Consider the following 24,295-nt stretch of genomic DNA (forward strand, 5'->3'; position numbering starts at 1 on the left):
CTGACTCGCGTTTGTTGTCGTTTTGGCGGCTCATAACGACAACAACTGCGAGTGAGTTGGGTGGGCCGGGGGACGTTAGCCTGCGTTGAGCTTGCCTGCCAGCCGTTCTCGCATCCGGACGCTCGCCGCGTTGAGGCCGATGAGCTCCACCTCGCGGCCGTGCCTGCGGTATTTCTCGGTCACGGAATCCAGTACGGCAACGGTGGAAGCATCCCAGATGTGCGAGGCATGCAGGTCGATGACCACGTGGTCGATTCCCTCCGAGGAATCCTTCGCATAGTCGAACTGCGTGTAGAGGTCATTGGACGAGGCGAAGAACAACTCGCCGTCCACCGTGTAGCTCGCCACGGTCCGGCCGTTGAGCTCGAGTTCGCTCCGCTCCACAGTGGCGAAATGGGCCACTCGCCTCGCAAACAGCACCATGGCCGTCAGAACGCCCGCTCCTACCCCGATGGCCAGGTTGTGCGTGGCCACCACCACGGCCACCGTCACGAGCATGACGCCGGTCTCGGACTTCGGCAGTCGCTTGAGCGTCGTGGGCCGGATCGAATGCCAGTCAAAGGTGATGAGGGATACGAAGATCATCACGGCCACCAAAGCGGCCATCGGAATCATGCCCACCACGTCCCCGAGCGCCACCACAAGGACCAACAGGAACGCTCCGGCCAGGAACGTCGACAGCCGGCTGCGGGCACCCGAACCCTTGACGTTGATCATGGTCTGGCCAATCACGGCGCAGCCGCCCAAGCCACCCAGGAAACCGGTGACGATGTTGGCGATGCCTTGGCCCCAAGAAACACGGGTTTTGTTGGAGCGGGTATCCGTGATGTCATCCACGAGCTTGGCCGTCAAGAGGGACTCCAGGAGGCCCACCAGCGCCATGGACAAAGCAAACGGTGCAATCGTCTGGAAGGTCTCCCAGGTCAAAGGAACATTGGGCAGGAAGAAACCGGGAAGGCTGTTGGGAAGTTCGCCCTTGTCATGCACCGTAGGAACATTGATTCCGGCCAGTACCGTGACGATTGTGAGGGCGACGACCGCCACCAAAGGCGCGGGCACCGCCGTCGTGATTCTGGGCAAACCGAAGACGATCAGCAGCCCGACGGCCACAATCGGATAGACCATCCAGGGAACGCCTAGGAGTTCAGGCAGCTGCGCCATGAACACCAGGATGGCCAAGGCATTCACGAACCCGATCATCACCGAACGCGGAATGAAGCGCATCAGCCGCGTGACGCCCAGGACCGCCAGGACGATTTGGAAGATGCCTGCCAGGATCACCGTGGCAATCAGGTAGTTGAGCCCGTGGTCCTTCATGACTGGTGCGATCACGAGTGCGACGGCGCCGGTGGCCGCGGAGATCATGGCAGATCGGCCGCCGACGATCGCGGTGGTGACTCCCATGGTGAAGGACGCGAAAAGCCCGATCCGTGGATCCACGCCGGCGATTACGGAGAACGCGATGGCCTCCGGAATGAGGGCAAGCGCCACCACCAAGCCGGCCAATGCTTCCGTCTTGAGCCTGCGGGGTGAGCGCAGCGTGAAACGGAGGGACTGGAGCTGCTCGGGTGTCATGGGTCCTTAGCTGTTGGTCAGGCGGTACCGCTCAATCTGTTTGAGGCGCCGCTGGAGGCTGTCCCGCCGGGGGTGGGGGACGACGTCGGGCGCCTCGGCGGTGAGGTCGATGTGTTCAGTGCCGTACTGCCACAGCAGGAGGTCATCCAGGAGGCGGTCCGGTCCAGGGGAGTAACGGTGGTCCAGGGCCTTGCGGACCTCGGTGATCCGGTTGGCACTGAGGAGTCCGGCGAGTTCCACGGTCTTGTTCAGTCCGTGGGCCGCAAGAAGCTCCGCGGCCCAACCCCAGTCGTCATCAACTTTACGGTCAACGTGCGGAAGCAGCGTCCGCCAAACGTCACGCACACGATTGGGCGTGAGGGGCATGGAACCTTCACCGTCGAGGTCCCAGTAACCGCGGACTTCCTCGTAGCGTTCGTGGAGGTCGGCAAATGCGCTCTCCACGGTTTCGAGCATTGCCGCTGTGGCGGTGAACTGGCGGTCGAAATGCGGCGTCCATGCGCGCGGATCCTCGGCCTTGAAGCGGATGTCGTGTTCGATCTCGCTCCAGGCGTGCGCGAAAACCGTGCGGATCTGGCACTCGAAGAAGTAGCTGCCATTCGGGGGGATGTCCGGATTGAAGACTTGCTGGTAGGCCTTCACGGACTCGTTCTGGATGGTGCGGAGGATAAGGTGGCGGCTCGAATATCCGTAGGTGCCGGACTCTATGGAGCCGATGTCCTTCTCAAGGTCGCCGCGGCAATCGAAAAGTTGGCGCTGGCGCTTGATCAAGTTGGCAACCGCGGCGTTCTCGGCCGGAAGCTTGGTGATGACGCGCAGACCCACCATGTCGTTCAGGGTCCGGAACGGGTCCGGGAACTTCAGCACCCGCGGGCCGCCCTCCAAGGGCACCTCGGTACGGGAAATCTTCTCCCGGAAAGACTCGACCGTCTTGGTGCGTCCCGTGACGAAGAGCGGCACGGACTCGCTGTTCTTGAGCATGTCCCGCAGGGTCAACAGGACGTCGCGGGTAACGAGTTTCAGGGCAGGCCGGACCCGTTCGTAGAGCTCCACATTCGCCTGTACTGATTCGCGCAGCTGAGGATCCAAGCTGTCCCAATTGCTAGCCATGCCTCCAGCTTACGGTGGAGGGCCGACAGTGAAGCGGAGCAGGAGCCTCTGGTGCTACCGGTGCGCCACCTGGAAGCAGGAGGGTACGCTCGGGCAGTGCCTTGAGGAAGGCTCCGCGTTGATCCTCAAACCATTGCTCCCGCTCCGCGGCGCTCCTCCGCGATAGGCTCGGCACAAAGGAGGACACGATGAAGCGGCACAAGTACTACTACGGCCAGCACTCCAGCCAATGGGGCGAGCTGTTCGTACCAGACAATTCGCTGCAGCCACACCGCAGCAGACCCGACGGAGTGGTGGTGGTGATCCATGGAGGCTATTGGCGCTCCCAGTACGGCGCGGAACTCGGTGAGCCGATTGCCCGGGACCTCGCTGCGCATGGAATAGCCGCCTGGAACCTCGAGTACCGGAGGGCAGGAAACGGAGGCGGCTGGCCGCATACGTTCGAAGATGTCCTCGATGGGATCGACCACCTGGGCGAGATTGCCGGCAAGCATGAACTCAATCTGAACAAAGTGGTGGCGCTGGGACACTCCGCGGGCGGCCATCTCGCGGTCTGGGCAGCGGGACGGGAAAAGCTCTCCAAGATCGGCGCCCCGGACGCCGACCGGCAGCTCCATCGGCATGAAAACGGCGCGGCAGTGCGGCTGACCGGCGTCGTGAGCCAATCTGGTCTGCTGAATTTGGCTGACGCCGAGCGGCTCAACCTGAGCAACGGCGCGGTCGACAACCTCATGGGTGGCGACTCGGTGAGATACCCCAAACGGCATATCTATGCGGACCCCATGAGGTCCCTGCCTATCCCCGTTCCGGTCTTCGCAGTGCACGCTGCATCGGACGAGGATGTCCCTTGCAGCCAGTCCGAGGCCTACGTTGCCGCAGCCACCGCTTCCGGGGGCGCGGCCCAGTTCCTCAAGGTGCCCGGCGACCACTACGACCTGATCGACCCCAGGGCGGTCGCGTACAAGAAGTGCCGGGAGTTGGTGCAGCGGCTGCTGGGGTGACGGTTTGCAGGCAAAATCACCAGCTGTCATCGAGAGACGCGCACCACATCCGCGTGGCAGAGTTGTCCCATGCTGACAGTCATAGGTGAAGCGCTGGTTGATGTCGTCCAGCGTTCCTCGGGAATCGACGCCCACGTGGGCGGCAGTCCGCTCAACGTTGCCGTGGGTCTGGCCAGACTGGACCACGCGGTCCAGTTCATTGGCCGCTTCGGCAAGGACGCCTACGGGGAATCGATCGCTGCCCATCTGCGCTCCAGTTCCGTCATGGTCCCGCTGCCGCCGGATGAGAGTCCCACGAGCGTGGCCACCGCTTTGATCGACGACGACGGCGCTGCCAGCTACACCTTCGACCTCGCCTGGGAGCTTCCCGGCCTCGCCGCGCGCTTGCCTTTCATGCTTCAGGGGACATCGCTCCTGCACACGGGCTCGATTGCCACCATGTTGGAGCCGGGCGCGGCTGAGGTCCTTGCCGCCGTCGAGCATGCTCATCCGAACGCGACTGTGAGCTTCGATCCCAACTGCCGGCCCAGCATCATCAAGGATCGAGAATTTGCGCGGGCTCAGGTGGAGCGTTTCGTGGCGCTTGCCGACGTGGTCAAGGCATCCGACGAGGACCTTGAGTGGCTCTATCCCGGCGTCGATGTCTTGGAATCGGCCAGACGCTGGCTGGGCCTGGGCGGCAGCGGGGGACCCGCCGTCGTGGTGGTCACGCGAGGCGCGGCCGGCCCTTGGGGCGTCACCGCCGCGGGCGAGGCCCAGGTGGACGCACCAAAGGTAGAGGTGGCGGATACGGTGGGCGCGGGCGATTCCTTCATGGCCGCGCTCCTCTCGGGGATCGTTGACCACGGGCTGGCGGGGGCCCAGAACCGCGACGAGCTGCATGCCATGCCCGCCGAAGTGCTCGAAGGAATCCTCAACCATGCGGCGCGCGCCGCGGCGATCACGGTCTCCCGGCCAGGCGCGAACCCGCCGACCCGCGCGGAACTTAACGCCCTGGGCGTCCCGGAGTCCGGTGCAAGTGTCGAAAGGCAGTCATGAGCTACGCCGACCTCCCACGTGTCCCCTCCTTCGATGTCACAAGCGCCTCGCTCAAGGACGGTGACGCACTCAGCAGCGCCCAGACCAGCAAGCGCTTCGGCGTCGCAGGCGGCAAGGACGAATCCCCGCAATTGAGCTGGAACGGAGCCCCCGAGGGCACCAAAGGTTACGTCGTCACCGTCTTCGACCCCGATGCCCCCAGGGCCGGAGGCTACTGGCACTGGGCCCTGGTCAACATTCCCGCCGGTACGGGCTCCTTGCCGGCCGGCGCCGGCGTTCCGGGCGGTGCGCATTTGCCGACCGGCGCGTTTCAGCTAAAGAACGACGCCGGGTTCCCCGGTTATCTGGGCGCCGCGCCTCCGCCTGGGCATGGCCCGCACCGCTACATCGTGGCGGTGCACGCCGTCGACGTCGAAGAACTGGGCCTCGACGCCGGTGCCTCTACGGAAGCCCTCGTCCGCAAGCTGGCTTCTCACACGCTGGCCCGGGCCGTCATCACGGGCCATTTCGAACAGCGTTAGCTCCAGGGGCTAAGTCGACGGCGGCCGCCCCCACGTAGACTGACATAATGCGGCTCGTAGCAAGTGACATTGACGGCACCATCCTTGGACATGACGGCAAGATCAGCAGCCGCACCATCCGCGCTTTCCATGCCTGCCGTGACGCGGGCATTGAGGTGGTGTTCGTAACCGGGCGGCCGCCGCGCTGGCTCTACCCGCTCCGCGAGCAGATCGGCCACAGCGGCATCGTTATTTGCTCCAACGGGGCAGTGGTGTGGGATCTTGAAGCTGACAAGCTGATTTCGGCGAATGCCTTGAGCATCGAGTCTGTGCTTGAGGCCCGCCGGATCATCAAACAGCTCAGGCCCGACGCCCTGTTCGCGGCCGAAACCCTTACCGGATTCCATCTCGAACCCGGGTTCATCGAGAACGAGACCAGCGAGCTCCTGGCCGAGTTCACTCCCGCTTGGCTGGACGAAACGCTGACCGCGGACGACGCCGTGGTGAAGTTCCTTGCCGTGACCCGCAGCGGCACTCCGGATGATTTCCTCGCAAAGGTGCAGCCCGCCGTCGCGCATCTCGTGGAGACCACCCACTCGGCGCCGCGGACCGCACTCCTGGAAATGTCGGCGCCCGGTATCAACAAAGCCGTCACACTCGCCGAATATGCGGCATCCCGGGGCATCGACGCCGCCGATGTGGTGGCTTTCGGCGACATGCCCAACGACGTCGAGATGCTGCGCTGGGCGGGCGACGGTTATGCGATGGCCAGCGGCCATCCGGAGGCGATCAGCGCAGCCGGCCAGCAGGCGCCCCATTTCGACGACGACGGCGTGGCCCAGATCCTCGAGGCAAAGCTCGCTTCCCTGCGGGTTTAGGGAGCCCCGCACCGGGCCGCCGTGCACGGCTAGTTCGGCGCCCGCAGTCCGTGGCTGTGCGCCAAGGCAATCGCCTCTGTTCGTGAGCCCACGCCGAGCTTCCTGAAGATATTCCTGACATGGAATTTAACCGTGTTTTCGCTGATGTGCAGCTTGGCCGAGATGCTCCTGTTGCGCTGGCCGGCAGCGAGCAGCTGGAGGACTTCGATTTCGCGTTCCGCCAAGCCCCATCCCCCGATGTCGCCCACGGGAGCCGTCGGGGGATCCAGCGGCAGGACCACTTGCACGTCAGCCCCCCAGCCGGCCATGACCTCGATGTTCATGCGACCATCGAGCGCCGACACCCTGCTGTTGAGCCGGGAAATGTTGGGCGAATCCGCCGTCAGTTCGCCAAGGCCGTCGTCGCGAACGTTGACGAGGAGGTTCACTCCGTCGCAATCCCACTGCACACGCACCCGGCGGACCTCGGGCTGCTCAACGATGGCAAGCACCAGCCCCCGCACGATCGCCCGGGCGGCGTGGGCCACTTCGCCGGGCAGTGCGCGTCCGTTGACCGGTGGCTCGATGAACTGGATATCGAGTCCACTGAAATGCATGAGCGGTCGCAAGTCCTCCCGCAGCCGTTCGAAGGCCTTGGCCACCGGCTCTTCGACGAGGTCCGTTGTTCGGTCGCTGAGCGTCCGAAGATTGACCAGCGAGGTAGCGGCCAGGTCCGTGACGGTTTTTCTGGCAGTGGCGTCGTCGAGGGCGCTCGATCGCAACGCCGCCAAAAGTGTCTCCAGGGTGGTGGAATGCCTGTCCACGAGTTCGGCCGTGACACGGAGCCGCTCGGCTGACGCAGCGCGGGATTCCAAGAGGTACGACGGCGGCGCGTCCGCCACCTTCTCCTGGATGCGCCGGGCTGTCAGCTGCCAGAGGTAGTCAAGCATCCGCAGCGCCGACTCGCGCTCCAACGGTTCTTCGGGCAGGACCGGCACGGTGAGGGTCAGTAGTGCGTTGGTCTCGGACGTCAAAGCGAGAACGGGCCGCTGCTCGCCGGCGATGGTCGCTTCACCTTGCCACGCCTCGCTTTCCTTGACCCGGGCCCGCAATTGATCAAGCTCCGGAATGGAGACGCGGCTGATGATCCCCTCTGCCCCCGCCTTCTTCTGGGGCCGGCCCGTGCAATCCTCGGTGAAAATGACCAGCGCGCTGCTGCCCACGTACGGAAGGGTTGCTTCACGGAGCCGTTCGGCGATGCTCGTGAGCGGAGCGTTGGCCAGCTCGGCCACGGCCTCCAGCAATGTCCATGTGCTTGAAGTCATTCCGCCACCTTAGCCGTTTCGGACACGCGCACACTACCCAAACGGATAGTTAAGACTGCCCGTGCTCAGTGTTACTCCTATCCGTTCAATCCGGAACGATTGATTCAAACGGAACATTCACCTGAGCAGGAGGCAACGCATGACTACCACCGCAGAGGCCGCCGAGGCCACATCAGACCAAGATCGCGTCCTGGCGAGCGGCGCCCAGGATGTCGACCTAAGCCTGGATGTCGACCTGAGCTTGGCCCTCGTGGGCAGCGAGATCGCGGAAACAGCCGCTGAAGTCGACCTCGGGCAGCTCTTCCGCCTGGCTGCGGAAGTCCAGATCGCGGGGAGCTCGGCCACCGGCCGGATCTTTGTTGCAGGAGCTGGCCGCAGCGGCCTTGTCCTGCGGATGGCTGCGATGCGGCTGATGCACCTCGGCTTCGACGTGCACATCGCGGGGGATACCACGACGCCGGCCATCCGCTCGGGCGACCTCCTGCTGCTAGCCTCGGGCTCCGGGACGACCTCCGGCGTCGTGCGAGCCGCCGAGACAGCCTCCAAAGCCGGCGCCAGGATCGCCGTGTACACCACGAACGCCACGTCCCCGCTCGCGGAACTGGCCGACGTCGTCGTCATCATTCCTGCGGCGCAGAAGACAGACCACGGTTCCACGCTGTCGCGTCAATACTCCGGCAGCCTGTTCGAGCAGGTGCTCTTCCTCGCTGCCGAAGCAGTCTTCCAGACCCTGTGGGACAACGACGCAACCCCGGCCGAGGAACTCTGGCTCCGCCACGCCAACCTCGAATAGCCCCTGATTTCCACCGCAACAACACCTCAACCCACAACGAAAGTGATTCCCTCCATGAAGCTGCAAGTCGCCATCGACGTCCTCACCACCGAAGCCGCCCTCGAGATCGCCGGCAAGGTCGCCGAATACGTGGACATCATCGAACTCGGCACCCCGCTCGTGAAAAGCGAAGGCCTGTCCGCCGTGACCGCCATCAAGGAAGCCCACCCGGACAAGATCGTGTTCGCCGACCTCAAGACCATGGATGCTGGTGAACTCGAAGCCGATATCGCATTCAAGGCCGGCGCAGACCTCGTCTCCGTGCTTGGTGGCGCCGATGACTCCACCATCGCCGGTGCGGTCAAGGCAGCCAAGGACCACAACAAGGGCATCGTGGTGGACCTGATCGGCGTGGCCGACAAAGTGACCCGTGCCAAGGAAGCCCGGGCCCTCGGTGCCAAGTTCATCGAGTTCCATGCCGGCCTCGACGAGCAGGCAAAGCCGGGCTACAACCTGGATGTCCTGCTGAGCGCCGGTGAGGAAGCCCGCGTGCCGTTCTCCGTGGCTGGCGGCGTGAACCTGTCCACCATCGGAGCGGTCCAGCGCGCTGGAGCGGATGTCGCCGTCGTCGGTGGTTCCATCTACGGTGCGGACGACCCCGCGCTGGCCGCGAAGCAACTTCGCGCCGCCATCATCTAGGGCTCTTTTCCAGCCGGGCGGTCCCAACTGACTCGCAGTTAACGTCGTTTTCAGGCCTCTAAACGACAACAATTGCTAGTTAGTTGGGACCGCTCACCCATTACACAGCTCAAGTCCAACTGCCGTTCAACTACTCCCCGTAGGCTCGTGCCGTATTCGATGCCGATCACAGGGGACATGATGGCCAAGAGGAAGACGACGGGGTGGCCCGAGGCCCCCGTTCGCCGCGCAGTACCGGCCGAACATTGGAAACAGTTGCGCCGCGGAGACCGCGTGAGCGTCAAGCTCGCGCCGGGGTTTGAGAACCCCGGCCAGGTGGACGCCGTGTCGAGTGACCACACCGTGGTCTGGGTGAATCTCGACGGCGGCCGCGGCCGCACGCTGGTGCACTGCGGCGACGGCGTCGAGATCGTCCCGCAGGAATCCTGACAGGGCCTCGGGCACCACGGCCGGGTTACGCTACCCGTGTGAGCTCGTACTTGCCCTTCTTCAGCCGCCCGGACGGACAATCCGCTCCGCTTGCCTTCGCGCACCGCGGGTTTTCGCCGGATGGCCTTGAGAACTCGGCCGAGGCATTCAGGGCGGCGCTTGCGCTTGGCTTCACGCATCTTGAAACCGATGCCCGCACCACTGCCGACGGCGTGGTGCTCCTTTTCCACGACGACACCTTGGACCGTGTCACAGATGCCCACGGCCCCATCTCCAGCCTCAGCTCTGCCGAGATCGCCAAAGCCCGGATCGGCGGCCGCGAAGCAATTCCCCATTTGGCTGACGTCCTGACGGAATTCCCCGAGGCGCGGCTCAACGTCGACGTCAAGGATTGGCATACGGTTAAGGCCCTCGCCGGAGTCATTGAACAACTCGATGCCCATGACCGAGTGCTGATTGCGAGCTTCTCAGATCGCCGGCGTCGGGCCGTCCTGCGCCTGCTCGGCCGTCGCACGGCGTCCTCGGCAGGCATCGCCTGCAACGCTGCCTTTACCCTCTTAGGACCGTTTCTTCCGGAGCGCTGGTTGCGGAAGATCCTGCACGACGTCGATGCTCTCCAAGTGCCGGTCCGCTACGGACCCCTGACGGTAGTGACCCGCGGCTTCCTGCGCCGCGCCCATCGGCTTGGGCTGCAGGTTCACGTCTGGACCGTCAACGATTCCGCCGAGATGGCCAGGCTGCTGGACATGGGCGTGGACGGCCTGGTCACCGACCGTGCGGATCGTCTGAAGTCGGTGCTGCAGGGCCGTGGCCAGTGGTGGTGAGCGCCCGGACGCGCCCTTCCAGGAAGTCTCGCTCGGCGGCGTTATTCGTGCGCTCCTGCGCTGCCCGGTAGGCTGCGACAGCTTCTTTGTTGCGGCCCAGGCGCCGGAGCAGATCCGCCCGCACGGCGTGGAACAGGTAGTAGCTGCCTAGTTCAAGGACGTCGACGGCGGCAAGCCCCGCGGCCGGTCCTTCCACCTCCGCCAGGGCAACGGCCCTGTTCAAAGCGACCACCGGCGTCGGCTCGATGGCCAGGAGTTGCCCGTACAGCACCAGGATTTGGCGCCAATCGGTGTCCGCGGGTTGTGCGGCATCGCTGTGCACCGCGTTGATGGCAGCTTGCAATTGATATGGTCCGGGCTGGTTCCTCTTCAAGCATTGCCGCACCAACAATTGCCCCTCCGCTATTTGATCCCTGTCCCACAGGCTGCGGTCCTGGTCCGCAAGGAGCACTAGGCCGCCGTCGGGAGTTGTCCGGGCGGCACGGCGGGCATTAAGCAGAAGCATGAGGGCCAACAAGCCTTTGGCTTCGGGCTCATCTGGCATGAGTTCCATGATAAGCCGGCCGAGGCGTACAGCCTCGCGGCAGAGGTCTTCGCGCACCAGCCCGGCCCCTGAACTCGCCGCGTAGCCCTCATTGAAGACCAAGTAGACCACCGCCAGCACCGACTTCAAGCGCTCAGGCAGCTCTGCCCCGCTCGGAACCCGGTAGGGGATGCGGGCGTCGCGGATCTTTCCTTTCGCCCGCACCAGGCGCTGGGCCATCGTTGGCTCCGGGACCAGGAAAGCGTGGGCGATCTCCGCGGTGCTGAGCCCGCCCAGGAGCTTGAGTGTCAGTGCCACCTGCGCGGCCCGGTTGAGGGCGGGGTGGCAGCACGTGAAGATTAGCCGGAGCTGATTGTCCTCCACGGTATCCACCTCGATTCCTTCGGGTTCATCGCCGGGTTCATCGCCCCGCAGGACGGCCACTTGGGCGAGTTTCTCCCTGCCGGATGCCTCGCGTCGGAGCCGGTCGATTGCCCGGTTGCGGGCGGTGGTGATGATCCAGCCAGCGGGGCTTGGCGGCAGCCCGGCGTCGGGCCAGCGGGCAACGGCTTCGGTGAAGGCGTCTTGGACCGCGTCTTCGGCGGCATCGATGCTGCCCAAAACGCGGACCAGGACCGCCACGGATCGTCCATACTCTTCGCGGAATATTTGTCCGATCTCCGAAATATGGATCATGGGGAAACTATTCCCGGTAACCTGCGAACGGCCGGACCTCGATAGGCAGCGTGGTGGCTTGGGCGGCTTTGCGTCCCCAGCCAAGTGCCACGTCCAGGTCCGGGGCCTCGATTACCCACAGGCCGCCCACGTGTTCCTTGGCCTCCGCGAAGGGGCCGTCCGTGGTGAGTACTTCGCCGTCGTTCACACGCACCACCGTGGAAGTGCTGGCGGGGTGCAGGCCACCGGTGAAAACCCAGGCGCCGGCGTCGCGCATTTCCTGGTTCAGGACGTCAAGATCGGCCATGATTTTGTTGAGGACTTCGGGCTCAGGGGCGGGGCCGTCGGGCTGGTAGATGCTGAGCAGATAGCGTGGCATGACTGTTCCTCCTTGGGATGTGGCGCCGGCACCGTGCCCGCGTCTCACCCTCTATACGAACGGCGTGGGCTGTTTTCGACATCTCCGCGCACGAATCTGCGAAAAGCTTAGCCCCGCTGGCAGGATGGGAGCATGCGCATCCTGATTGCCCCGGACAAGTTCAAAGGCTCCCTCACCGCCGTCGAAGCAGCCTCGGCCATGGCCGAAGGGGCATTGCGCGTCTATCCGGACGCTGTGGTGACTCAGTTTCCCATCGCCGATGGTGGCGAAGGAACGCTGGAAGCAGCCGTGGCGGCAGGCTACGAAGAGCGGATCAATGCCGTCGTCGGCCCCATTCTCAAGCCGATAGGCGCCGCGTGGGCCATTCGGCAAAATGCCTTCGGCGGAGCCACAGCGGTGATCGAAACGGCGCAGGCTTCCGGACTGGCGCACATGGAGCCGACTCCGGAAAACGCCTTGCGCGCCCACAGCTACGGTTGCGGCCAGCTCATCGCCGCGGCACTCGACGCCGGGGCCACCGAGATTGTGCTCGGCCTGGGCGGCTCCGCGATGTCCGACGGCGGCAGCGGCGCCCTGCGTGCACTTGGACTCAAGCCTCTGGACGCGGCCGGAAATGTGGTTCCGCTCGGCGGAGGCTCGCTCGCCGACGTCGTGTCCCTCGACGTCTCCGGGCTGGACCCGCGCCTGACCGCGGTGAGGTTCCGGATCGCCGTCGACGTCCAGAACCCGCTCTTTGGCAGCGACGGCGCCGCGCATGTTTTCGGCCCCCAAAAGGGTGCCGACGAGGACGCGGTGGAACTGCTCGACGCCGGCCTGCGCAACTGGGCGTCGCTGCTGCGGGAAGCGGGCGGACAGGACGTCAACGTTCCCGGCGCCGGAGCGGCCGGCGGATTCCCGGCGTCGTTCCTGGCCTTCACCCAGGCGACGCTGGAAGGCGGATTCGCACTCGTGGCGGGACTCACGGGGCTTCCCGAACAGCTCGGTGGCGCGGACCTGGTGATCACCGGCGAAGGGTCCATGGACTCGCAATCCCTGACCGGCAAGGCCCCTATCGCTCTGGCCGATTCCGCCCAGGAGCATGGCATCCCGGTGATTGTGGTAGCGGGCAGGATCCTGGTGACCCCCGAGGAACTAGCCGGCCACGGCGTGGTTGCCGCGGCACAGTTGCTCGACGTCGCGCAGCGACGGGATGGCGTGCCGGACGTTGCCGACGCCGTGGCCAACGCGGCCAAGTACCTCGCATGGGCTACGAGCCAGGTGCTTGAAGGGGTCTAAGTTCCGATCCACCAGGGGGCATGCTCAACGGGGCTGTTAGCCGAAGCCGGGCAGATAATTAACGTACAAAGCATGGCTCTGACTTCTGCCATGCAACTACGATGCGACGACCCCTCCCGGGACGCCGTCACCGCCTGCCGGGCTGGCAGCCGGCCAGCACGGCACCATCGAATCGAGGAGCACACCATGTCCACCTTGAAGGAGAGGCTGCACGCAGACGTCGTCAGCCACATGAAGGATGGCAACCGCATCGCCCTGAACGCCACACGCAACGTCCTCAGCGAGATTGACACCCGTGAGAAAGCCGGCCAGACGCCGATCCACCTGGACGACGCTCAGATCACGGCCATGTTGCAGAAGGAGGCTTCCCAGTATCACGAGGTCGCGCGCCTTTACGAGGAGGCCGGAGAATCCGAGCGGGCCGCCACGGAGATTGCGGATGCCGAGGTAATCGAGGCATACCTGCCGGAACCACTGACCGCCGAGGACGTCGAGTCCATCGTTGACGAGGTCATCGCCTCGCTCAAGGCCGACGACGTGGAGTTGAGCCTGATGCACATGGGCTATGTCATGAAGCCGGTCAGCGAAAAAGTCGCCGGCCGCTTCGACGGCAAGGCGGTCAGCGAGATTGTTCGCAAGCGCCTCTCATAGTCGCTAACGGAAGTCTGTACAGATCGTGTCCTTTAAAGCGCGCTAAGGGGACACGATCTGTACGCAAACACGAGAGGTTACGTCTCCATCTCCGGCTCGGCAACTGTCCCGCGCCAACGGGCCAGGCCCTTCATGCCGTGGTAGACCGCCAAGGCAGCGGCTGAGCCCAGCGCGATGCCCGTGAACTTCAGTTCGCCGATGGTCCAGGTGTAATCCGCGATCCCGATAATCAACGCGACGGCGGCCGTGGTCAGGTTGATGGGGTTGGAGAAGTTGACCTTGTTCTGCACCCAGATCTTCACGCCCAGGACGCCGATCATCCCGTAGAGCATGGTCGCGGCACCGCCCAGCACGCCGGGGGGAACTGTGGCAATCAGTTCGCCGAACTTCGGCGAGAAGCTCAGGAGGATGGCGAAGGCACCGGCAACCCAGTAGGCCGCCGTCGAGTAGACCTTCGTGGCTGCCATGACGCCAATGTTCTCGGCATACGTCGTGGTACCGGAGCCGCCGCCGAATCCGGCGAGGACCGTCGCGACGCCGTCGGCCATCAACGCGCGCCCGGAGACGTCGTCGAGGTTGCGTCCCGTCATCGCGGCCACGGACTTCACGTGCCCAACGTTCTCGGCCACGAGCACCAGCACGACCGGCACGAACAAGCCCACGACGCCGAGGTGGAACTCCGGAGTCTGGAAGTGCGGCAGGCCGATCCAGGACGCCGCGTCCATCTTGGAGTAGTCCACCTCGCCGCGCGTCATGGCGGTGAGGTAGCCCACCACCACGCCCACCAGGATGCTCAGGCGGCCCAGAATGCCGCGGAAGAGGACGCTCACCAGGATGATCGTCACCAGCGTCACGAGGGCGGTGACCGGGGCCTTGTCGAAGTTGGCTTTTGCGGCCGGCGCCAAGTTGAGCCCGATCAGGGCGACGATGGCGCCCGTGACAATAGGTGGCATGGTCCGGTTGATCCACTCAGCGCCGAACTTCTGCACCACTGCGCCGACGAGCGCCAGTACGACGCCGGCAAGCACCACTCCGCCGAGCGCGCCGGGAACGCCGAACTGCTGCTGGGACGCCAGGATGGGGGCGATGAAGGCAAAGCTCGAACCAAGGTAGCTCGGTACGCGCCCCTTGGTGATGACCAGGAACAACAGGGTGCCGATGCCGGAAAAGAGCAGCGTGGTGGCCGGTGGCATGCCCGTGATGATGGGCACCAGGAAGGTGGCTCCGAACATCGCGACGACGTGCTGCATGCCGACGCCGATGGTCAGCGGCCACGCCAGCCGCTCCTCGGGTGCCACCACATGTCCCGGCCGGATCGTCTTGCCGTTGCCGTGCAGCTTCCATTTGGTTCCGAGCATGCTCATCTACGGGAGCCTTCCCTGAAAGTTGTGATTGTCCGGGTGCAACCTTACCGCCCGGACGCGCCGCCGATTCCGCTGTGTGGAACGTCACGTGGCTTCACGGGAAGAGGCGGAGGGAAGTTGAAGTTGCAACCATGGAAAGCATAAGCGCCCGGCCGTCGATGGCTGCGGGCACAGCGAAAGGTACGCGAATGACGATCGCCCACGAAGAAGCAGTGATTGACGCCGCAGCAGTCGACGCCATCTTTGCCGAAGCCCGCACTGCCAACTCCTTTGCTGGTGAGGTCTCGGACGAGCAAGCACAGGCCATCTACGAACTGACCAAGTTCGGCCCGACGGCGTTCAACTCCCAGCCGCTGCGCGTCACCTACGTCCGTTCGGACGAGGCCCGCGCCAAGCTCGTCGAGACCCTCTCTCCGGGCAACAAGGCCAAGACCGCCTCTGCTCCGCTGGTCGCCGTGCTCTCCTACGACACCGCCTGGCACGAGCAGTGGGACAAATTCCTCCCGGTCTACTCCGCCCCGAAGGCCATGTACGACGCCAACCCCGAGTTCACCGCAACAACGGGCAACAACAACGCCCACCTGCAGGCTGGCTACTTCATCCTTGCTGTCCGCTCCCTCGGTTTCGCTGCCGGCCCCATGACCGGTGCCGACTTCGCCGCGATCGACGCCGAGTTCTTCCCGGCCGGGGACCAGAAGAGCTTCCTCGTGGTCAACATCGGCCAGCCGGGTCCGGACGCTTTCGGCGAAGCCAAGCCGAAGTTCGCCTACGAGGACGTCGTCCGCACCGTCTAACCCTCGCTCACTTTTGACGTCCTTTTCGCCGACGCTCGCTCACCGCTGTGAGCGAGCGTTCGCGCTTAAGGCGGTCTATATGAGCGAGCGTTGCTGGTTTTACACCAGATATGTGAGCGAGCGTCGGTGTTTGGGGCGGTGTATGTGAGCGAGCGTTTTTCCTCGACCGACGCTCGCTCACCTATAACGCCTTTTTGACCGACGCTCGCTCACCACTCGGATTGATCGTCGCTGTGGGAGGGGCGCCGCGGTGGCAAAATTTCCTTATGCGGAACCTGATACTGGTGGCGTTCGTCGAAGCCGTGGCTGACGGGCTGGTCTTCCCGCGCAGTGACTGGCCGCTGCACATCACGCTGTTGAGGTTCGACGTCGAGCCCTCCGATGGTGTCGACGTCGCCGCGCGCCTCAGCGAGCTTGTCACGGCCCCCGCGATGGGCGCCCTAGGGGCGGAACTCATCGTGGGGCCCGACGCCGGATTCGGTCACCAAGGGTCCATCCCGGTCAGCCTCGTGGAACACCATCCCATATTGCAGGGCCTGCACGAGGAACTGTTTGACGCCATGGAGAGCGTTGGAGGGCGCGCAGCAACCCCGCGCTACGTCCTGGAGCACTACCGCCCGCATATTTCGCATCACGACGGCAAGCGCCCCAAGCCGGGTGACGCCGTCGTGCTCGACCAGATCGCGCTGGTGGACATGGCGCCGGAAGGCAACCACACGATCCGGCGGATCCTGAAAGTGTGGCGCCTCCCGGCGGAATCAAGCTAGCGAAGGCTAGGAAATCACGCCGTCCACGAGTGCCTTGGCCTCCTCCTGGACCTGCTTGAGGTGGTCGGCACCCTTGAAGGACTCGGCGTAGATCTTGTACACGTCCTCGGTTCCCGAGGGGCGGGCAGCGAACCAGGCATTTTCCGTGACAACCTTGAGGCCGCCGATCGACGCCCCGTTGCCGGGAGCCTCGGTCAGCTTCGCAGCGATTTCCTCGCCCGCCAGCGTGGTGGCCGTGACATCCGCGGCGGAGAGCTTGCCAAGCTTGGCCTTCTGCTCCCGCGTCGCAGCGGCGTCGATCCGGGCATAGACGGGCGCGCCGAACTGGTCGGTTAGGCCCTTGTAAAGCTGGGACGGCGACTTGCCGGTGACCGCCGTGATCTCCGACGCGAGAAGGGCCAACAAGATGCCGTCCTTGTCGGTGGTCCAGACGCTTCCGTCGCGCTTGTTGAAGGAGGCGCCCGCGGATTCTTCGCCGCCGAAGGCACCCTCACCGGAAAGCAGGCCGGGGACGAACCACTTGAAGCCCACGGGAACTTCCACAAGCTTGCGGCCCAGCCCCGCGGCAACGCGATCGATGATGGAGGAGGAGACGAGGGTCTTGCCGACCACGGATTCCGGGTTCCAGCCTGTGCGGTTGCGGTAGAGGTAGTCGATCGCGACGGCGAGGTAGTGGTTTGGGTTCATCAAGCCGCCGTCGGGTGTCACGATGCCGTGGCGGTCCGCGTCGGCGTCGTTTCCGGTGGCGACGTCGAAGGCGCCCGTGCCTGCCGAAGCACTGTCGGACATGCGCTTAATGAGTGAGGCCATGGCCGACGGCGAGGAGCAGTCCATGCGGATCTTCTCATCCCAGTCGAGGGTCATGAATGCCCACTGCGGGTCCACGGTGGGGTTGACCACAGTCAGGTCGAGCTGGTGACGCTCGCCGATTTCACCCCAGTAGTCCACGGATGCGCCGCCCATGGGGTCAGCGCCGATGCGCACGCCCGCGGTGCGGATCGCATCGAGGTCCAGGACGGACGGGAGGTCGTCAACATAGCTGCTCAGGAAATCGAACTTGCCCGTGCCATCCGCTTTGAGGGCGTCGTTCAACGGAATCCGCTTGACGCCGCGCAGGCCGTTTTCCAGAAGCTCGTTGGCGCGGTTGGCGATCCAGCCGGTGGCGTCCGTGTCTGCAGGGCCGCCGTGCGGGGGGTTGTATTTGAAACCGCCGTCGGCCGGAGGGTTGTGGCTCGGCGTGACTACGATGCCGTCTGCCTGCGGCTGGCCAGGGCCGGCTTCGTTGTTGTACTTCAGGATCGCGTGGCTCAGGGCCGGGGTGGGGGTGTAGCCGTGCCGCGCGTCGATCAGCACATTGACGCCGTTGGCGGCGAGAACTTCGAGGGCGGAATTCTGTGCTGGTTCGCTCAGTCCGTGGGTGTCCTTGGCCAGGAAGAGTGGGCCGGTGATGCCCTGCCCGGCACGGTATTCCACAATCGCCTGGGTGATGGCGAGGATATGCCCTTCATTGAACGAGGCCTTGAGGCTCGACCCCCGATGCCCGGAGGTGCCGAAGGCAACGCGTTGTGCGGGATCACTCAGATCCGGCGTCACGTCGTAGTACGCGTCAAGAAGAGCGGTGATGTCTACAAGGTCCTGGGGAAGGGCAACAGTGCCCGCACGGCTAGCCATTGACCCAGCATGCCAGACCGTCAGGTGTGCTTGAAGAGAAAACCCACTATTGCGGTACCTGTGACTTCGTATTTCCGCTTCACCGACGAAGATTCACTGCCCGTTTACCGGAGTGCGGCATGGGGTTGCGAAGCCGGGGCCCTGTGAGCTTATGCCCGCCTTCGCTCGGCGGTAGGCTGGGCACAAAGACTCGCAAGGGGGATATTCCATGACCGACCAGCCAGCTAAACCCGAGAACGCTCCAGAGGGTGACGAACCGCCCAAGGGCTACGAACCGCCGTCGCACATTCCGCCGGCACCCCAAACCGCCGAAAACCCGTACGGCGAGCAGCCTTTCGCCTCGCCGGCGGCTTCCGGCCCCTACGGCCAGCCCCAGCCGCAAGCGCAGCAGCCGTACGGCCAGCCGCAGGGTGGTCCGGCTCAATTCGGCCAGCCCGCCTACGGACAGCAGCCGGCCAGCCCTTACGGACAGCCTGCACAGCCGTATGGGCAAGCTCCCCAAGGACCGCCGGCATACGGGCAGCCTGCGGGCCCTTATGGCCAGCCTGCTTACTACGGCATGCCGGTCGAGCCCAAGGGCCTGAGTATTGCGAGCATGTGCTGCGGAATCGCGGTCTTCGTGGGCCTTGGCTTCTTCGTCCTGCCCCAGATTGCCGCCGTTATCCTCGGCCACATGGCCCTCAAGAAGGAACCGGCCGGCAAAGGCATGGCCATTGCGGGCCTTGTGATGGGCTACCTGGGCATTGCCGGAGCGGTCATATTCTGGGTCTTCATCGCGATTTTCGCCGCTACTGCTTCGCGCTACAACTACAACTACTAGCAACAACGACGGCGGCCGGTGCGTTTGGCGGGAATCCCACCCAACGCACCGGCCGCCGTCGCGGGTTTAGCTCGATTAAGTGACTAGCGGACGCCGCCCATCAATTTCTTGATGGCGGGCGAGCCGGCTGCCAAGGCCACAGCGATCACTACGGCCGTGCCGCCGACGCCCAGGAAGTACGGCAGTTCGTTGTCAGGGTTGTACAGCCCGGCCAGGATGCCGGCCAGCGCGGTGCCGAGCGACACCGAGAGGAAGAACAGGGCCACCATCTGGGTGTGGAACGCCTTGGGGGCCAGCTTGGTGCTCACGGACAGGCCGATGGGGGACAGGAACAACTCCGCCAGCGTGAAGAGGAACAGGATTCCCACGAGCGCAAGCAGCGGGGTCTTTCCAGCGCCGGACAAGGGAATGAAGGCCAGGAACGCCAGGCCCATGACGAAGAGCCCGGCAGCGAACTTGATAGGGGATCCCGGCTGCTTCGGCCCAAGTTTTGTCCAGAGGGCAGCCATGACGCCTGCGAAGACGATGATGAATACAGGGTTGATGGACTGTACCCAGGCTGCCGGCATTTCCCAGCCGAAGAGGTTGCGGTCCAGTTTTTCCTCCGAGTACACGGCAATGAACGTGAACTGCTGCTGGAAGAGTGCCCAGAACGCTGCCGACGCGATGTACAGCGGAATGAACGCGACAACACGTTTGCGCTCAAACGGCGTGACCTTCTTGCTTCTGAAGATCAGCGTGAAATAGATGACTGAGGCGACAATGGCGGCGTAAGCCATGCTGCGGGCCAGGTTGCCGGGGTTCACGACACCGGTCATCAGCAGCACTGCGATCACGACGGCGATGCCGAAGAAGATGAGCCCGTAACGGCTCCGCTGTGCGGAGGGAAGGGCGTTCGGGACGCGGTGCGCCTCTTCCGGGAGCTTGTTGCGGCCCAGTGCGTAGATGACGAGGCCGATCGCCATGCCGATTGCGGCTGCGCCGAAGCCCCAGTGGAAGCCATTGCTTTCCTGCAGCCAGCCGGTAACGAGCGGTCCAATGAGGGCGCCGAGGTTGATGCCCATGTAGAAGATGGAGAAGCCGGCGTCACGGCGTTCGTCCTTCTCTCCGTAAAGGGTGCCAACCAACGCTGTTGCGTTCGCCTTGAGGCCGCCGGAGCCGATACCCACCAGCACCAGGCCTGCCACCAGGCCCGGGATCCCGGGCAGGAGGGCAAGCGCGATGTGGCCGGTCATGATCATGATCGCGGAACCGAACAGTACCCGTTCGGAGCCGAAAAGCCGGTCCGCCAACCATGCGCCCAGGATCGTGGAGAGGTAGACACCTCCGCCGTACGCGCCGACCAGTCCGGCGGCGAGCGATTTGTCGATCGAGAGTCCGCCATGGTCTGCGGTGAAGTACATGTAGTAAAGCAGGATGCCCTGCATGCCGTAGAAGGAGAATCGTTCCCACATTTCTACGGAGAAGAGGCTGGCCAGCATCTTTGGGTGGCCGAAAAATGACGTATCGCCCGCGTTTTTGGCGGGCGTCCGCGTGTCTAGAGTTGTGCTCATCTAATCCATGGTGACATTGGCTAAGCGCATTGTCACATCATTTAGATGCCTCGGGCAACTATCTGCTAGCGATAGGTGCCTTCTTTTGCTGCCGCTCAAGCTGCCTCGCGAGCCGCAGGAGCAGGAGCTCCGATCCTGGTTTTCCGATGAGTTGGATACCCATCGGAAGCCCCGTTCCAGGCGTTGGTCCGGTCCAATGAACGGGCACTGTGATTGCCGGCAGCCCGCACACATTCACCATGGAAGACCAGGGCGCGAACTCGCATTGCTTGCGGTAGTCGTCGTCTGCATCGCCTGGCCAGTCGGGGGCCGGCCATTGCTCGCCTCCGGGGATTGTCCCGGTGAACCAGCCCACAGGCCTTGGCGTCTGTGCAAGCGACGGTGTCAGGACGAGGTCCCACTGTGCGTATTGCGCGATGGTGTCGTGGCTGAACTGCCGCAGGAAGCCGATGGCCTCGTTGACCTTGGCTGCGCTCCGCTGTTGCGCCCGACGCCGGAACGTCCGGGTCAGCGGGGTCAGCAGGGCTTCGCGCTGCGGCAGGATCCGGGCGCTCCCGACGCCGGCCGTCCAGGCGGTGGTGAACGCTTCCGGATATCGATTGTCATAGCGGATCTCGGCGTCGAGCACTGAATGGCCCGCGTCCGCCAGTAGTGCGACGCCCTTGGTGAGGGCATCCAGGGCTTCTCGCTCCGGGGCGAAGGGAAACGTGGTGGACCACGGACTGTCCAGGCTCGCGCCGATCCGCAAGGCAGCGGGAGCCTCCTCGAGGCCCGCAAGGTAGCCCCCTTCCGGCCGGATTTCGCGTGGCACCAGGACATCCATCATGAGCGCAGCGTCGGCGGCGGAGCGAGCCATGGGCCCCGCCACCACGAGGCGTGCCGCGTCCCCGACGCTTTCGCCGGCCGGCACCAAACCGCGGCCCGGCTTCAACCCCAGCAGTCCACATGCCGCAGCGGGAATACGTATGGACCCGCCGCCATCGCTCCCGGGCGCGAAGGGAACCAACGCCGCCGCAACCGCGGCAGCACTGCCTCCCGAGGACCCGCCGGAGCTGCGGCTCAGTGCGTGTGGATTGCGCGACGGCGGTGCGATGCGGTTTTCGCTGTAGGCCGTAAGTCCGAATTCCGGAACCTGAGTCTTGCCCAGTGAGATGGCACCGGCGCCTTTGAGCGTCGCGGCGAGGGCCCCGTCTTCCGGGGCGGGCTTACGGTCCAAAGCTCCACTGCCGTGAGTGGTCACGACTCCCGCAACATCGGTGAGGTCTTTGAAGGCCAGCGGCACGCCGTGCAGGACGGGAAGCTCTGGACCTCCGCTGCGCCGGCGAACGTACGCTGAGTCGGCGGTTCGGGCGTCAAACATGGCCTGGTCCGCCGTCACCGTGACGAAGGCGCCCAGCATATGGTTCAGCTGTCCGATCCTCGCGAGGAAGTGTTCCGCCACCTCAGTTGCAGAGAGCTGGCCGGCAGCCAGGGCTTGGCGCAACTCGACCGCGCCGAGTTCGTGGATGTCAGCCAAGGAAACGGGGCTCCAAGCGCTCCTCCACGGCAGCGGGAACGCGGTCGACCGAATCGCCGGGTGCCGCGGTGACGCGATAGGCGGCCTTTCCCCTGGCTTCGGCAACCACGTCCACAAGTTCCGTGCCTCTGTAAACGAGTCCGACGCCGTCGTCGGTGCAGTGCGTTTCCCCCAGCACGCCGTCTGCCACCAACTGGTGGACCAGCGGGCGGCGACCCGGCTCGGAGTCATAGTGGACGCCGTTGGCGTAGGGGAGGAAGCCAAGTCCATTGGTCACGGCGCGCAATTCAGGGCCGTAGGAATCCGTGGTGCCCCCTTGGAACCAACAAATCGAGCCCGCGGACACTCCGGCCAGTACTACGCCCTGTTCCCAGACACGCCTCAAGATGCCGTCCAGTCCGTGTGCACGCCATACGGCCAGAAGGTTGACCACGGAGCCACCGTTGACCCACACCACGTCTTGTTCCAGAAGGTAGGCCTCGGGATCTCCGTGATTGGGCATCGTGAAAAGGTTCAGGTGGCTGAAATCGAAGCCGGACACCCTTGCGGCTTGATCCAATTCCGCGGCGAACCAACGCTGGTCCCCGGACGCCGTGCCAATATGCGCCACTCGCGGCGCGCGTCCAGTCACCCCGGAGAGTTCGACGGCGTGGTGAACCAGGAGGTCGAACTCCATCCTGGTGCGATGGCCGGACTTATAGCCGCCGGAGGTTGCCAGGATCGTGGGCTCGCCATCAGCCATGTGGACGCCTCCTGCCTTGTGTGGTCGCGGTCCCTGCAACGGTAGGCTGGATTGGAGATCTGAATCAACTGGAAGGAACTCACGTGAGCGATTTCGAGACCGTGCCTGTCGGCGATGTTCCGGCGGACGCGAAAATCTTGGATGTCCGGGAGGATTACGAATGGGTGGCGGGCCACGCTGAGGGCGCGCTGCATATTCCGCTTGACCAGATCCCGGCACGCCTTGACGAACTTGACCCCGACGATGACCTCTACGTCATATGCCGCACGGGCGGACGGTCCTACCGGGCCGTCCAGTGGCTGGTGGCGCAGGGCTACACCGCCACCAACATCGCCGGAGGCATGGACATGTGGTTCGAGACCGGCCGCCCGATGGTTTCGGAAAACGGCCTCAAGCCGGTCGTCCTGTAGTCACAACGCATAACACCTAAGGAATATATAAATGTCGGCATCCGCGCTCACCTACACCTTCCTCGGCCCGGAAGGCACCTTCACCGAGGCTGCCCTCCTGCAGGTCCCGGGCGCGTCCGATGCCAACAGGGTGCCCTGTACCAATGTGAATACGGCTTTGGAGAGGGTCCGCCAGGGCGAGGCCGATGCGGCCATGGTGCCGATCGAGAACTCGGTGGAAGGCGGCGTGACCGCCACCTTGGATGCCATTGCCACCGGTACCGAACTGCGGATCATCCGTGAAGCCCTCGTTCCCATCACGTTCGTGCTGGTTGCCCGCCCCGGTGTGAAGATTTCGGACATCCGCCGGATCTCCACCCATGGCCATGCCTGGGCCCAGTGCAGGCTGTGGGTCGACGAAAATATCCCGAATGCGGAATACGTGCCGGGATCCTCCACGGCGGCAGCCGCCGTCGGGCTTCTTGAAGGCGATGCGCACTACGACGCCGCCATCTGCGCCCCCCTTGTCGCGGCCGAACGCCCGGGCCTGAATATCCTTGCGGAGAACATTGGCGACAACCCCGGCGCGGTTACCCGCTTCGTCCTGGTCAGCCGCCCCGGCGCGCTGCCTGAACCCACGGGCGCAGACAAGACCACCGTCGTCGTACCCCTCCCTGAAGACCGCCCGGGCGCCTTGATGGAAATCCTGGACCAGTTTGCCACCCGCGGAGTCAACCTCAGCCGCATCGAGTCCCGGCCCACAGGGCAGTATCTGGGTCACTACTTCTTCAGTATCGACGCCGATGGCCACGCCGCGGACGCCCGGGTTGCCGATGCCCTGGCGGGCCTGCACCGGATCAGCCCGGCCACCCGCTTCCTGGGGTCGTATGCGCGGGCGGACGAGCAGAAAGCCCTGGTTGCGCCGCATACCTCCGACGCCGCGTTCACGTCGGCGCATGCCTGGGTTCGTGGCATTCTGGGTGGCGAACCGGGCGCTTGACCGCCCGAATCCGCTCTCGCAAAGCGTTGGATAATTGACTCTTCAA

The 24,295-nt window shown here is 64.5% G+C and carries 25 protein-coding genes; 15 read left to right on the forward strand and 10 right to left on the reverse strand.

All coding sequences use genetic code 11. The annotated features are described in order from the left end of the window. Nucleotides 1-75: 75 nt before the first annotated feature. Both AC1DJW_RS07030 and AC1DJW_RS07035 read right to left on the reverse strand, forming a co-directional pair. The gene (locus AC1DJW_RS07030) at nucleotides 76-1,575 is read right to left on the reverse strand and encodes a SulP family inorganic anion transporter (RefSeq protein ID WP_284750962.1); all 1,500 of its coding nucleotides are present in this window, start codon (nucleotides 1,573-1,575) and stop codon (nucleotides 76-78) included. Nucleotides 1,576-1,581: 6 nt separating this feature from the next. Beyond that, nucleotides 1,582-2,685, reverse strand: coding sequence for a GTP pyrophosphokinase (locus tag AC1DJW_RS07035; protein WP_059388901.1), 1,104 nt, complete (start codon nucleotides 2,683-2,685; stop codon nucleotides 1,582-1,584). Between the two features lie 188 nt (nucleotides 2,686-2,873). On the opposite strand from AC1DJW_RS07035, the gene AC1DJW_RS07040 reads away from it, so the two are divergent. From AC1DJW_RS07040 to AC1DJW_RS07055, 4 genes are all read left to right on the forward strand, one after another. Continuing rightward, nucleotides 2,874-3,686, forward strand: a complete 813-nt coding sequence (locus AC1DJW_RS07040) for an alpha/beta hydrolase (protein WP_284750961.1) — start codon at nucleotides 2,874-2,876, stop codon at nucleotides 3,684-3,686. Nucleotides 3,687-3,755: 69 nt separating this feature from the next. Beyond that, nucleotides 3,756-4,724, forward strand: a complete 969-nt coding sequence (locus tag AC1DJW_RS07045) for a carbohydrate kinase family protein (protein ID WP_284750960.1) — start codon at nucleotides 3,756-3,758, stop codon at nucleotides 4,722-4,724. Further along, a complete protein-coding gene (locus AC1DJW_RS07050; RefSeq protein WP_390281557.1) occupies nucleotides 4,721-5,245 on the forward strand; it encodes a YbhB/YbcL family Raf kinase inhibitor-like protein in 525 nt (174 codons plus the stop codon). Before AC1DJW_RS07045 ends, AC1DJW_RS07050 begins: the two co-directional genes overlap by 4 nt. A gap of 47 nt (nucleotides 5,246-5,292) precedes the next feature. Then, the gene (locus tag AC1DJW_RS07055) at nucleotides 5,293-6,102 is read left to right on the forward strand and encodes an HAD family hydrolase (protein WP_284750958.1); all 810 of its coding nucleotides are present in this window, start codon (nucleotides 5,293-5,295) and stop codon (nucleotides 6,100-6,102) included. 29 nt (nucleotides 6,103-6,131) lie between these two features. Here AC1DJW_RS07055 and AC1DJW_RS07060 read toward each other — a convergent pair whose 3' ends face one another. After that, nucleotides 6,132-7,406 carry a helix-turn-helix transcriptional regulator gene (locus tag AC1DJW_RS07060; RefSeq protein WP_284750957.1) on the reverse strand — a complete coding sequence of 425 codons (1,275 nt, stop codon included), beginning with the start codon at nucleotides 7,404-7,406 and terminating at the stop codon, nucleotides 6,132-6,134. 139 nt (nucleotides 7,407-7,545) lie between these two features. On the opposite strand from AC1DJW_RS07060, the gene hxlB reads away from it, so the two are divergent. From hxlB to AC1DJW_RS07080, 4 genes are all read left to right on the forward strand, one after another. Further along, nucleotides 7,546-8,199, forward strand: a complete 654-nt coding sequence (gene hxlB, locus AC1DJW_RS07065; protein ID WP_476901034.1) for a 6-phospho-3-hexuloisomerase — start codon at nucleotides 7,546-7,548, stop codon at nucleotides 8,197-8,199. 54 nt (nucleotides 8,200-8,253) lie between these two features. Further along, complete coding sequence (gene hxlA / locus AC1DJW_RS07070) at nucleotides 8,254-8,877, forward strand: 3-hexulose-6-phosphate synthase (RefSeq protein ID WP_284750955.1); 624 nt, start codon at nucleotides 8,254-8,256, stop codon at nucleotides 8,875-8,877. A gap of 180 nt (nucleotides 8,878-9,057) precedes the next feature. Then, the gene (locus AC1DJW_RS07075; RefSeq protein WP_476901046.1) at nucleotides 9,058-9,306 is read left to right on the forward strand and encodes a hypothetical protein; all 249 of its coding nucleotides are present in this window, start codon (nucleotides 9,058-9,060) and stop codon (nucleotides 9,304-9,306) included. A 38-nt stretch (nucleotides 9,307-9,344) separates the two neighbouring features. Next, nucleotides 9,345-10,130, forward strand: a complete 786-nt coding sequence (locus tag AC1DJW_RS07080; RefSeq protein ID WP_459341923.1) for a glycerophosphodiester phosphodiesterase family protein — start codon at nucleotides 9,345-9,347, stop codon at nucleotides 10,128-10,130. Here AC1DJW_RS07080 and AC1DJW_RS07085 read toward each other — a convergent pair. Both AC1DJW_RS07085 and AC1DJW_RS07090 read right to left on the reverse strand, forming a co-directional pair. After that, on the reverse strand, nucleotides 10,072-11,349 hold the full coding sequence (locus tag AC1DJW_RS07085) for an RNA polymerase sigma factor (protein WP_476901035.1): 1,278 nt from the start codon (nucleotides 11,347-11,349) through the stop codon (nucleotides 10,072-10,074). The genes AC1DJW_RS07080 and AC1DJW_RS07085 overlap by 59 nt on opposite strands. Before the next feature lie 7 nt (nucleotides 11,350-11,356). Continuing rightward, on the reverse strand, nucleotides 11,357-11,707 hold the full coding sequence (locus tag AC1DJW_RS07090) for a YciI family protein (protein ID WP_284750952.1): 351 nt from the start codon (nucleotides 11,705-11,707) through the stop codon (nucleotides 11,357-11,359). Between the two features lie 132 nt (nucleotides 11,708-11,839). On the opposite strand from AC1DJW_RS07090, the gene AC1DJW_RS07095 reads away from it, so the two are divergent. Together AC1DJW_RS07095 and AC1DJW_RS07100 are read left to right on the forward strand one after the other, a co-directional pair. Continuing rightward, nucleotides 11,840-12,982 (forward strand): glycerate kinase, encoded by a 1,143-nt coding sequence (locus AC1DJW_RS07095; RefSeq protein ID WP_459341921.1) that lies wholly within the window; start codon nucleotides 11,840-11,842, stop codon nucleotides 12,980-12,982. A gap of 186 nt (nucleotides 12,983-13,168) precedes the next feature. Then, entirely contained in the window at nucleotides 13,169-13,633 is a 465-nt protein-coding gene (locus AC1DJW_RS07100) for a GatB/YqeY domain-containing protein (protein WP_459341920.1), read from the forward strand. 77 nt (nucleotides 13,634-13,710) lie between these two features. Here AC1DJW_RS07100 and AC1DJW_RS07105 read toward each other — a convergent pair whose 3' ends face one another. Continuing rightward, nucleotides 13,711-14,997, reverse strand: a complete 1,287-nt coding sequence (locus AC1DJW_RS07105) for a uracil-xanthine permease family protein (protein ID WP_459341919.1) — start codon at nucleotides 14,995-14,997, stop codon at nucleotides 13,711-13,713. Between the two features lie 188 nt (nucleotides 14,998-15,185). Here AC1DJW_RS07105 and AC1DJW_RS07110 point away from each other — a divergent pair, with 188 nt between their 5' ends. Beyond that, a complete protein-coding gene (locus AC1DJW_RS07110; RefSeq protein WP_059388911.1) occupies nucleotides 15,186-15,791 on the forward strand; it encodes a malonic semialdehyde reductase in 606 nt (201 codons plus the stop codon). A gap of 266 nt (nucleotides 15,792-16,057) precedes the next feature. Continuing rightward, the gene (locus AC1DJW_RS07115; RefSeq protein ID WP_390283475.1) at nucleotides 16,058-16,558 is read left to right on the forward strand and encodes a 2'-5' RNA ligase family protein; all 501 of its coding nucleotides are present in this window, start codon (nucleotides 16,058-16,060) and stop codon (nucleotides 16,556-16,558) included. A 6-nt stretch (nucleotides 16,559-16,564) separates the two neighbouring features. On the opposite strand, the gene pgm is transcribed toward AC1DJW_RS07115, so the two are convergent. Further along, nucleotides 16,565-18,229 carry a phosphoglucomutase (alpha-D-glucose-1,6-bisphosphate-dependent) gene (gene pgm, locus AC1DJW_RS07120; protein WP_284750947.1) on the reverse strand — a complete coding sequence of 555 codons (1,665 nt, stop codon included), beginning with the start codon at nucleotides 18,227-18,229 and terminating at the stop codon, nucleotides 16,565-16,567. 208 nt (nucleotides 18,230-18,437) lie between these two features. On the opposite strand from pgm, the gene AC1DJW_RS07125 reads away from it, so the two are divergent. After that, entirely contained in the window at nucleotides 18,438-19,049 is a 612-nt protein-coding gene (locus AC1DJW_RS07125; RefSeq protein WP_476901036.1) for a DUF4190 domain-containing protein, read from the forward strand. Between the two features lie 83 nt (nucleotides 19,050-19,132). Here AC1DJW_RS07125 and AC1DJW_RS07130 read toward each other — a convergent pair whose 3' ends face one another. Genes AC1DJW_RS07130 through AC1DJW_RS07140 form a run of 3 tightly spaced genes read right to left on the reverse strand, consistent with a single transcriptional unit; the run spans nucleotide 19,133 to nucleotide 22,860 of the window. Next, nucleotides 19,133-20,602 carry a peptide MFS transporter gene (locus AC1DJW_RS07130; protein WP_390283469.1) on the reverse strand — a complete coding sequence of 490 codons (1,470 nt, stop codon included), beginning with the start codon at nucleotides 20,600-20,602 and terminating at the stop codon, nucleotides 19,133-19,135. 58 nt (nucleotides 20,603-20,660) lie between these two features. Then, nucleotides 20,661-22,118, reverse strand: a complete 1,458-nt coding sequence (locus AC1DJW_RS07135; RefSeq protein WP_476901037.1) for an amidase — start codon at nucleotides 22,116-22,118, stop codon at nucleotides 20,661-20,663. Then, nucleotides 22,111-22,860, reverse strand: coding sequence for a Type 1 glutamine amidotransferase-like domain-containing protein (locus AC1DJW_RS07140; RefSeq protein WP_476901038.1), 750 nt, complete (start codon nucleotides 22,858-22,860; stop codon nucleotides 22,111-22,113). Before AC1DJW_RS07140 ends, AC1DJW_RS07135 begins: the two co-directional genes overlap by 8 nt. Nucleotides 22,861-22,943: 83 nt before the next feature. On the opposite strand from AC1DJW_RS07140, the gene AC1DJW_RS07145 reads away from it, so the two are divergent. Then, entirely contained in the window at nucleotides 22,944-23,270 is a 327-nt protein-coding gene (locus AC1DJW_RS07145; RefSeq protein WP_284750942.1) for a rhodanese-like domain-containing protein, read from the forward strand. Between the two features lie 31 nt (nucleotides 23,271-23,301). Continuing rightward, nucleotides 23,302-24,249, forward strand: coding sequence for a prephenate dehydratase (pheA, locus tag AC1DJW_RS07150; protein WP_459341915.1), 948 nt, complete (start codon nucleotides 23,302-23,304; stop codon nucleotides 24,247-24,249). Nucleotides 24,250-24,295: the final 46 nt, after the last annotated feature.

Source organism: Arthrobacter sp. 05L417, from assembly GCF_056397865.1.

What these genes read in the sequence shown, in the direction of transcription:
- AC1DJW_RS07030 (WP_284750962.1), bottom strand. Translation starts at nt 1,575, where the DNA reads ATGACACCCGAGCAGCTCCAGTCCCTCCGTTTCACGCTGCGCTCACCC.
- AC1DJW_RS07035 (WP_059388901.1), bottom strand. Translation starts at nt 2,685, where the DNA reads ATGGCTAGCAATTGGGACAGCTTGGATCCTCAGCTGCGCGAATCAGTA.
- AC1DJW_RS07040 (WP_284750961.1), top strand. Translation starts at nt 2,874, where the DNA reads ATGAAGCGGCACAAGTACTACTACGGCCAGCACTCCAGCCAATGGGGC.
- AC1DJW_RS07045 (WP_284750960.1), top strand. Translation starts at nt 3,756, where the DNA reads ATGCTGACAGTCATAGGTGAAGCGCTGGTTGATGTCGTCCAGCGTTCC.
- AC1DJW_RS07050 (WP_390281557.1), top strand. Translation starts at nt 4,721, where the DNA reads ATGAGCTACGCCGACCTCCCACGTGTCCCCTCCTTCGATGTCACAAGC.
- AC1DJW_RS07055 (WP_284750958.1), top strand. Translation starts at nt 5,293, where the DNA reads ATGCGGCTCGTAGCAAGTGACATTGACGGCACCATCCTTGGACATGAC.
- AC1DJW_RS07060 (WP_284750957.1), bottom strand. Translation starts at nt 7,406, where the DNA reads ATGACTTCAAGCACATGGACATTGCTGGAGGCCGTGGCCGAGCTGGCC.
- hxlB (WP_476901034.1), top strand. Translation starts at nt 7,546, where the DNA reads ATGACTACCACCGCAGAGGCCGCCGAGGCCACATCAGACCAAGATCGC.
- hxlA (WP_284750955.1), top strand. Translation starts at nt 8,254, where the DNA reads ATGAAGCTGCAAGTCGCCATCGACGTCCTCACCACCGAAGCCGCCCTC.
- AC1DJW_RS07075 (WP_476901046.1), top strand. Translation starts at nt 9,058, where the DNA reads ATGGCCAAGAGGAAGACGACGGGGTGGCCCGAGGCCCCCGTTCGCCGC.
- AC1DJW_RS07085 (WP_476901035.1), bottom strand. Translation starts at nt 11,349, where the DNA reads ATGATCCATATTTCGGAGATCGGACAAATATTCCGCGAAGAGTATGGA.
- AC1DJW_RS07090 (WP_284750952.1), bottom strand. Translation starts at nt 11,707, where the DNA reads ATGCCACGCTATCTGCTCAGCATCTACCAGCCCGACGGCCCCGCCCCT.
- AC1DJW_RS07095 (WP_459341921.1), top strand. Translation starts at nt 11,840, where the DNA reads ATGCGCATCCTGATTGCCCCGGACAAGTTCAAAGGCTCCCTCACCGCC.
- AC1DJW_RS07100 (WP_459341920.1), top strand. Translation starts at nt 13,169, where the DNA reads ATGTCCACCTTGAAGGAGAGGCTGCACGCAGACGTCGTCAGCCACATG.
- AC1DJW_RS07105 (WP_459341919.1), bottom strand. Translation starts at nt 14,997, where the DNA reads ATGAGCATGCTCGGAACCAAATGGAAGCTGCACGGCAACGGCAAGACG.
- AC1DJW_RS07110 (WP_059388911.1), top strand. Translation starts at nt 15,186, where the DNA reads ATGACGATCGCCCACGAAGAAGCAGTGATTGACGCCGCAGCAGTCGAC.
- AC1DJW_RS07115 (WP_390283475.1), top strand. Translation starts at nt 16,058, where the DNA reads ATGCGGAACCTGATACTGGTGGCGTTCGTCGAAGCCGTGGCTGACGGG.
- pgm (WP_284750947.1), bottom strand. Translation starts at nt 18,229, where the DNA reads ATGGCTAGCCGTGCGGGCACTGTTGCCCTTCCCCAGGACCTTGTAGAC.
- AC1DJW_RS07125 (WP_476901036.1), top strand. Translation starts at nt 18,438, where the DNA reads ATGACCGACCAGCCAGCTAAACCCGAGAACGCTCCAGAGGGTGACGAA.
- AC1DJW_RS07130 (WP_390283469.1), bottom strand. Translation starts at nt 20,602, where the DNA reads ATGAGCACAACTCTAGACACGCGGACGCCCGCCAAAAACGCGGGCGAT.
- AC1DJW_RS07140 (WP_476901038.1), bottom strand. Translation starts at nt 22,860, where the DNA reads ATGGCTGATGGCGAGCCCACGATCCTGGCAACCTCCGGCGGCTATAAG.
- pheA (WP_459341915.1), top strand. Translation starts at nt 23,302, where the DNA reads ATGTCGGCATCCGCGCTCACCTACACCTTCCTCGGCCCGGAAGGCACC.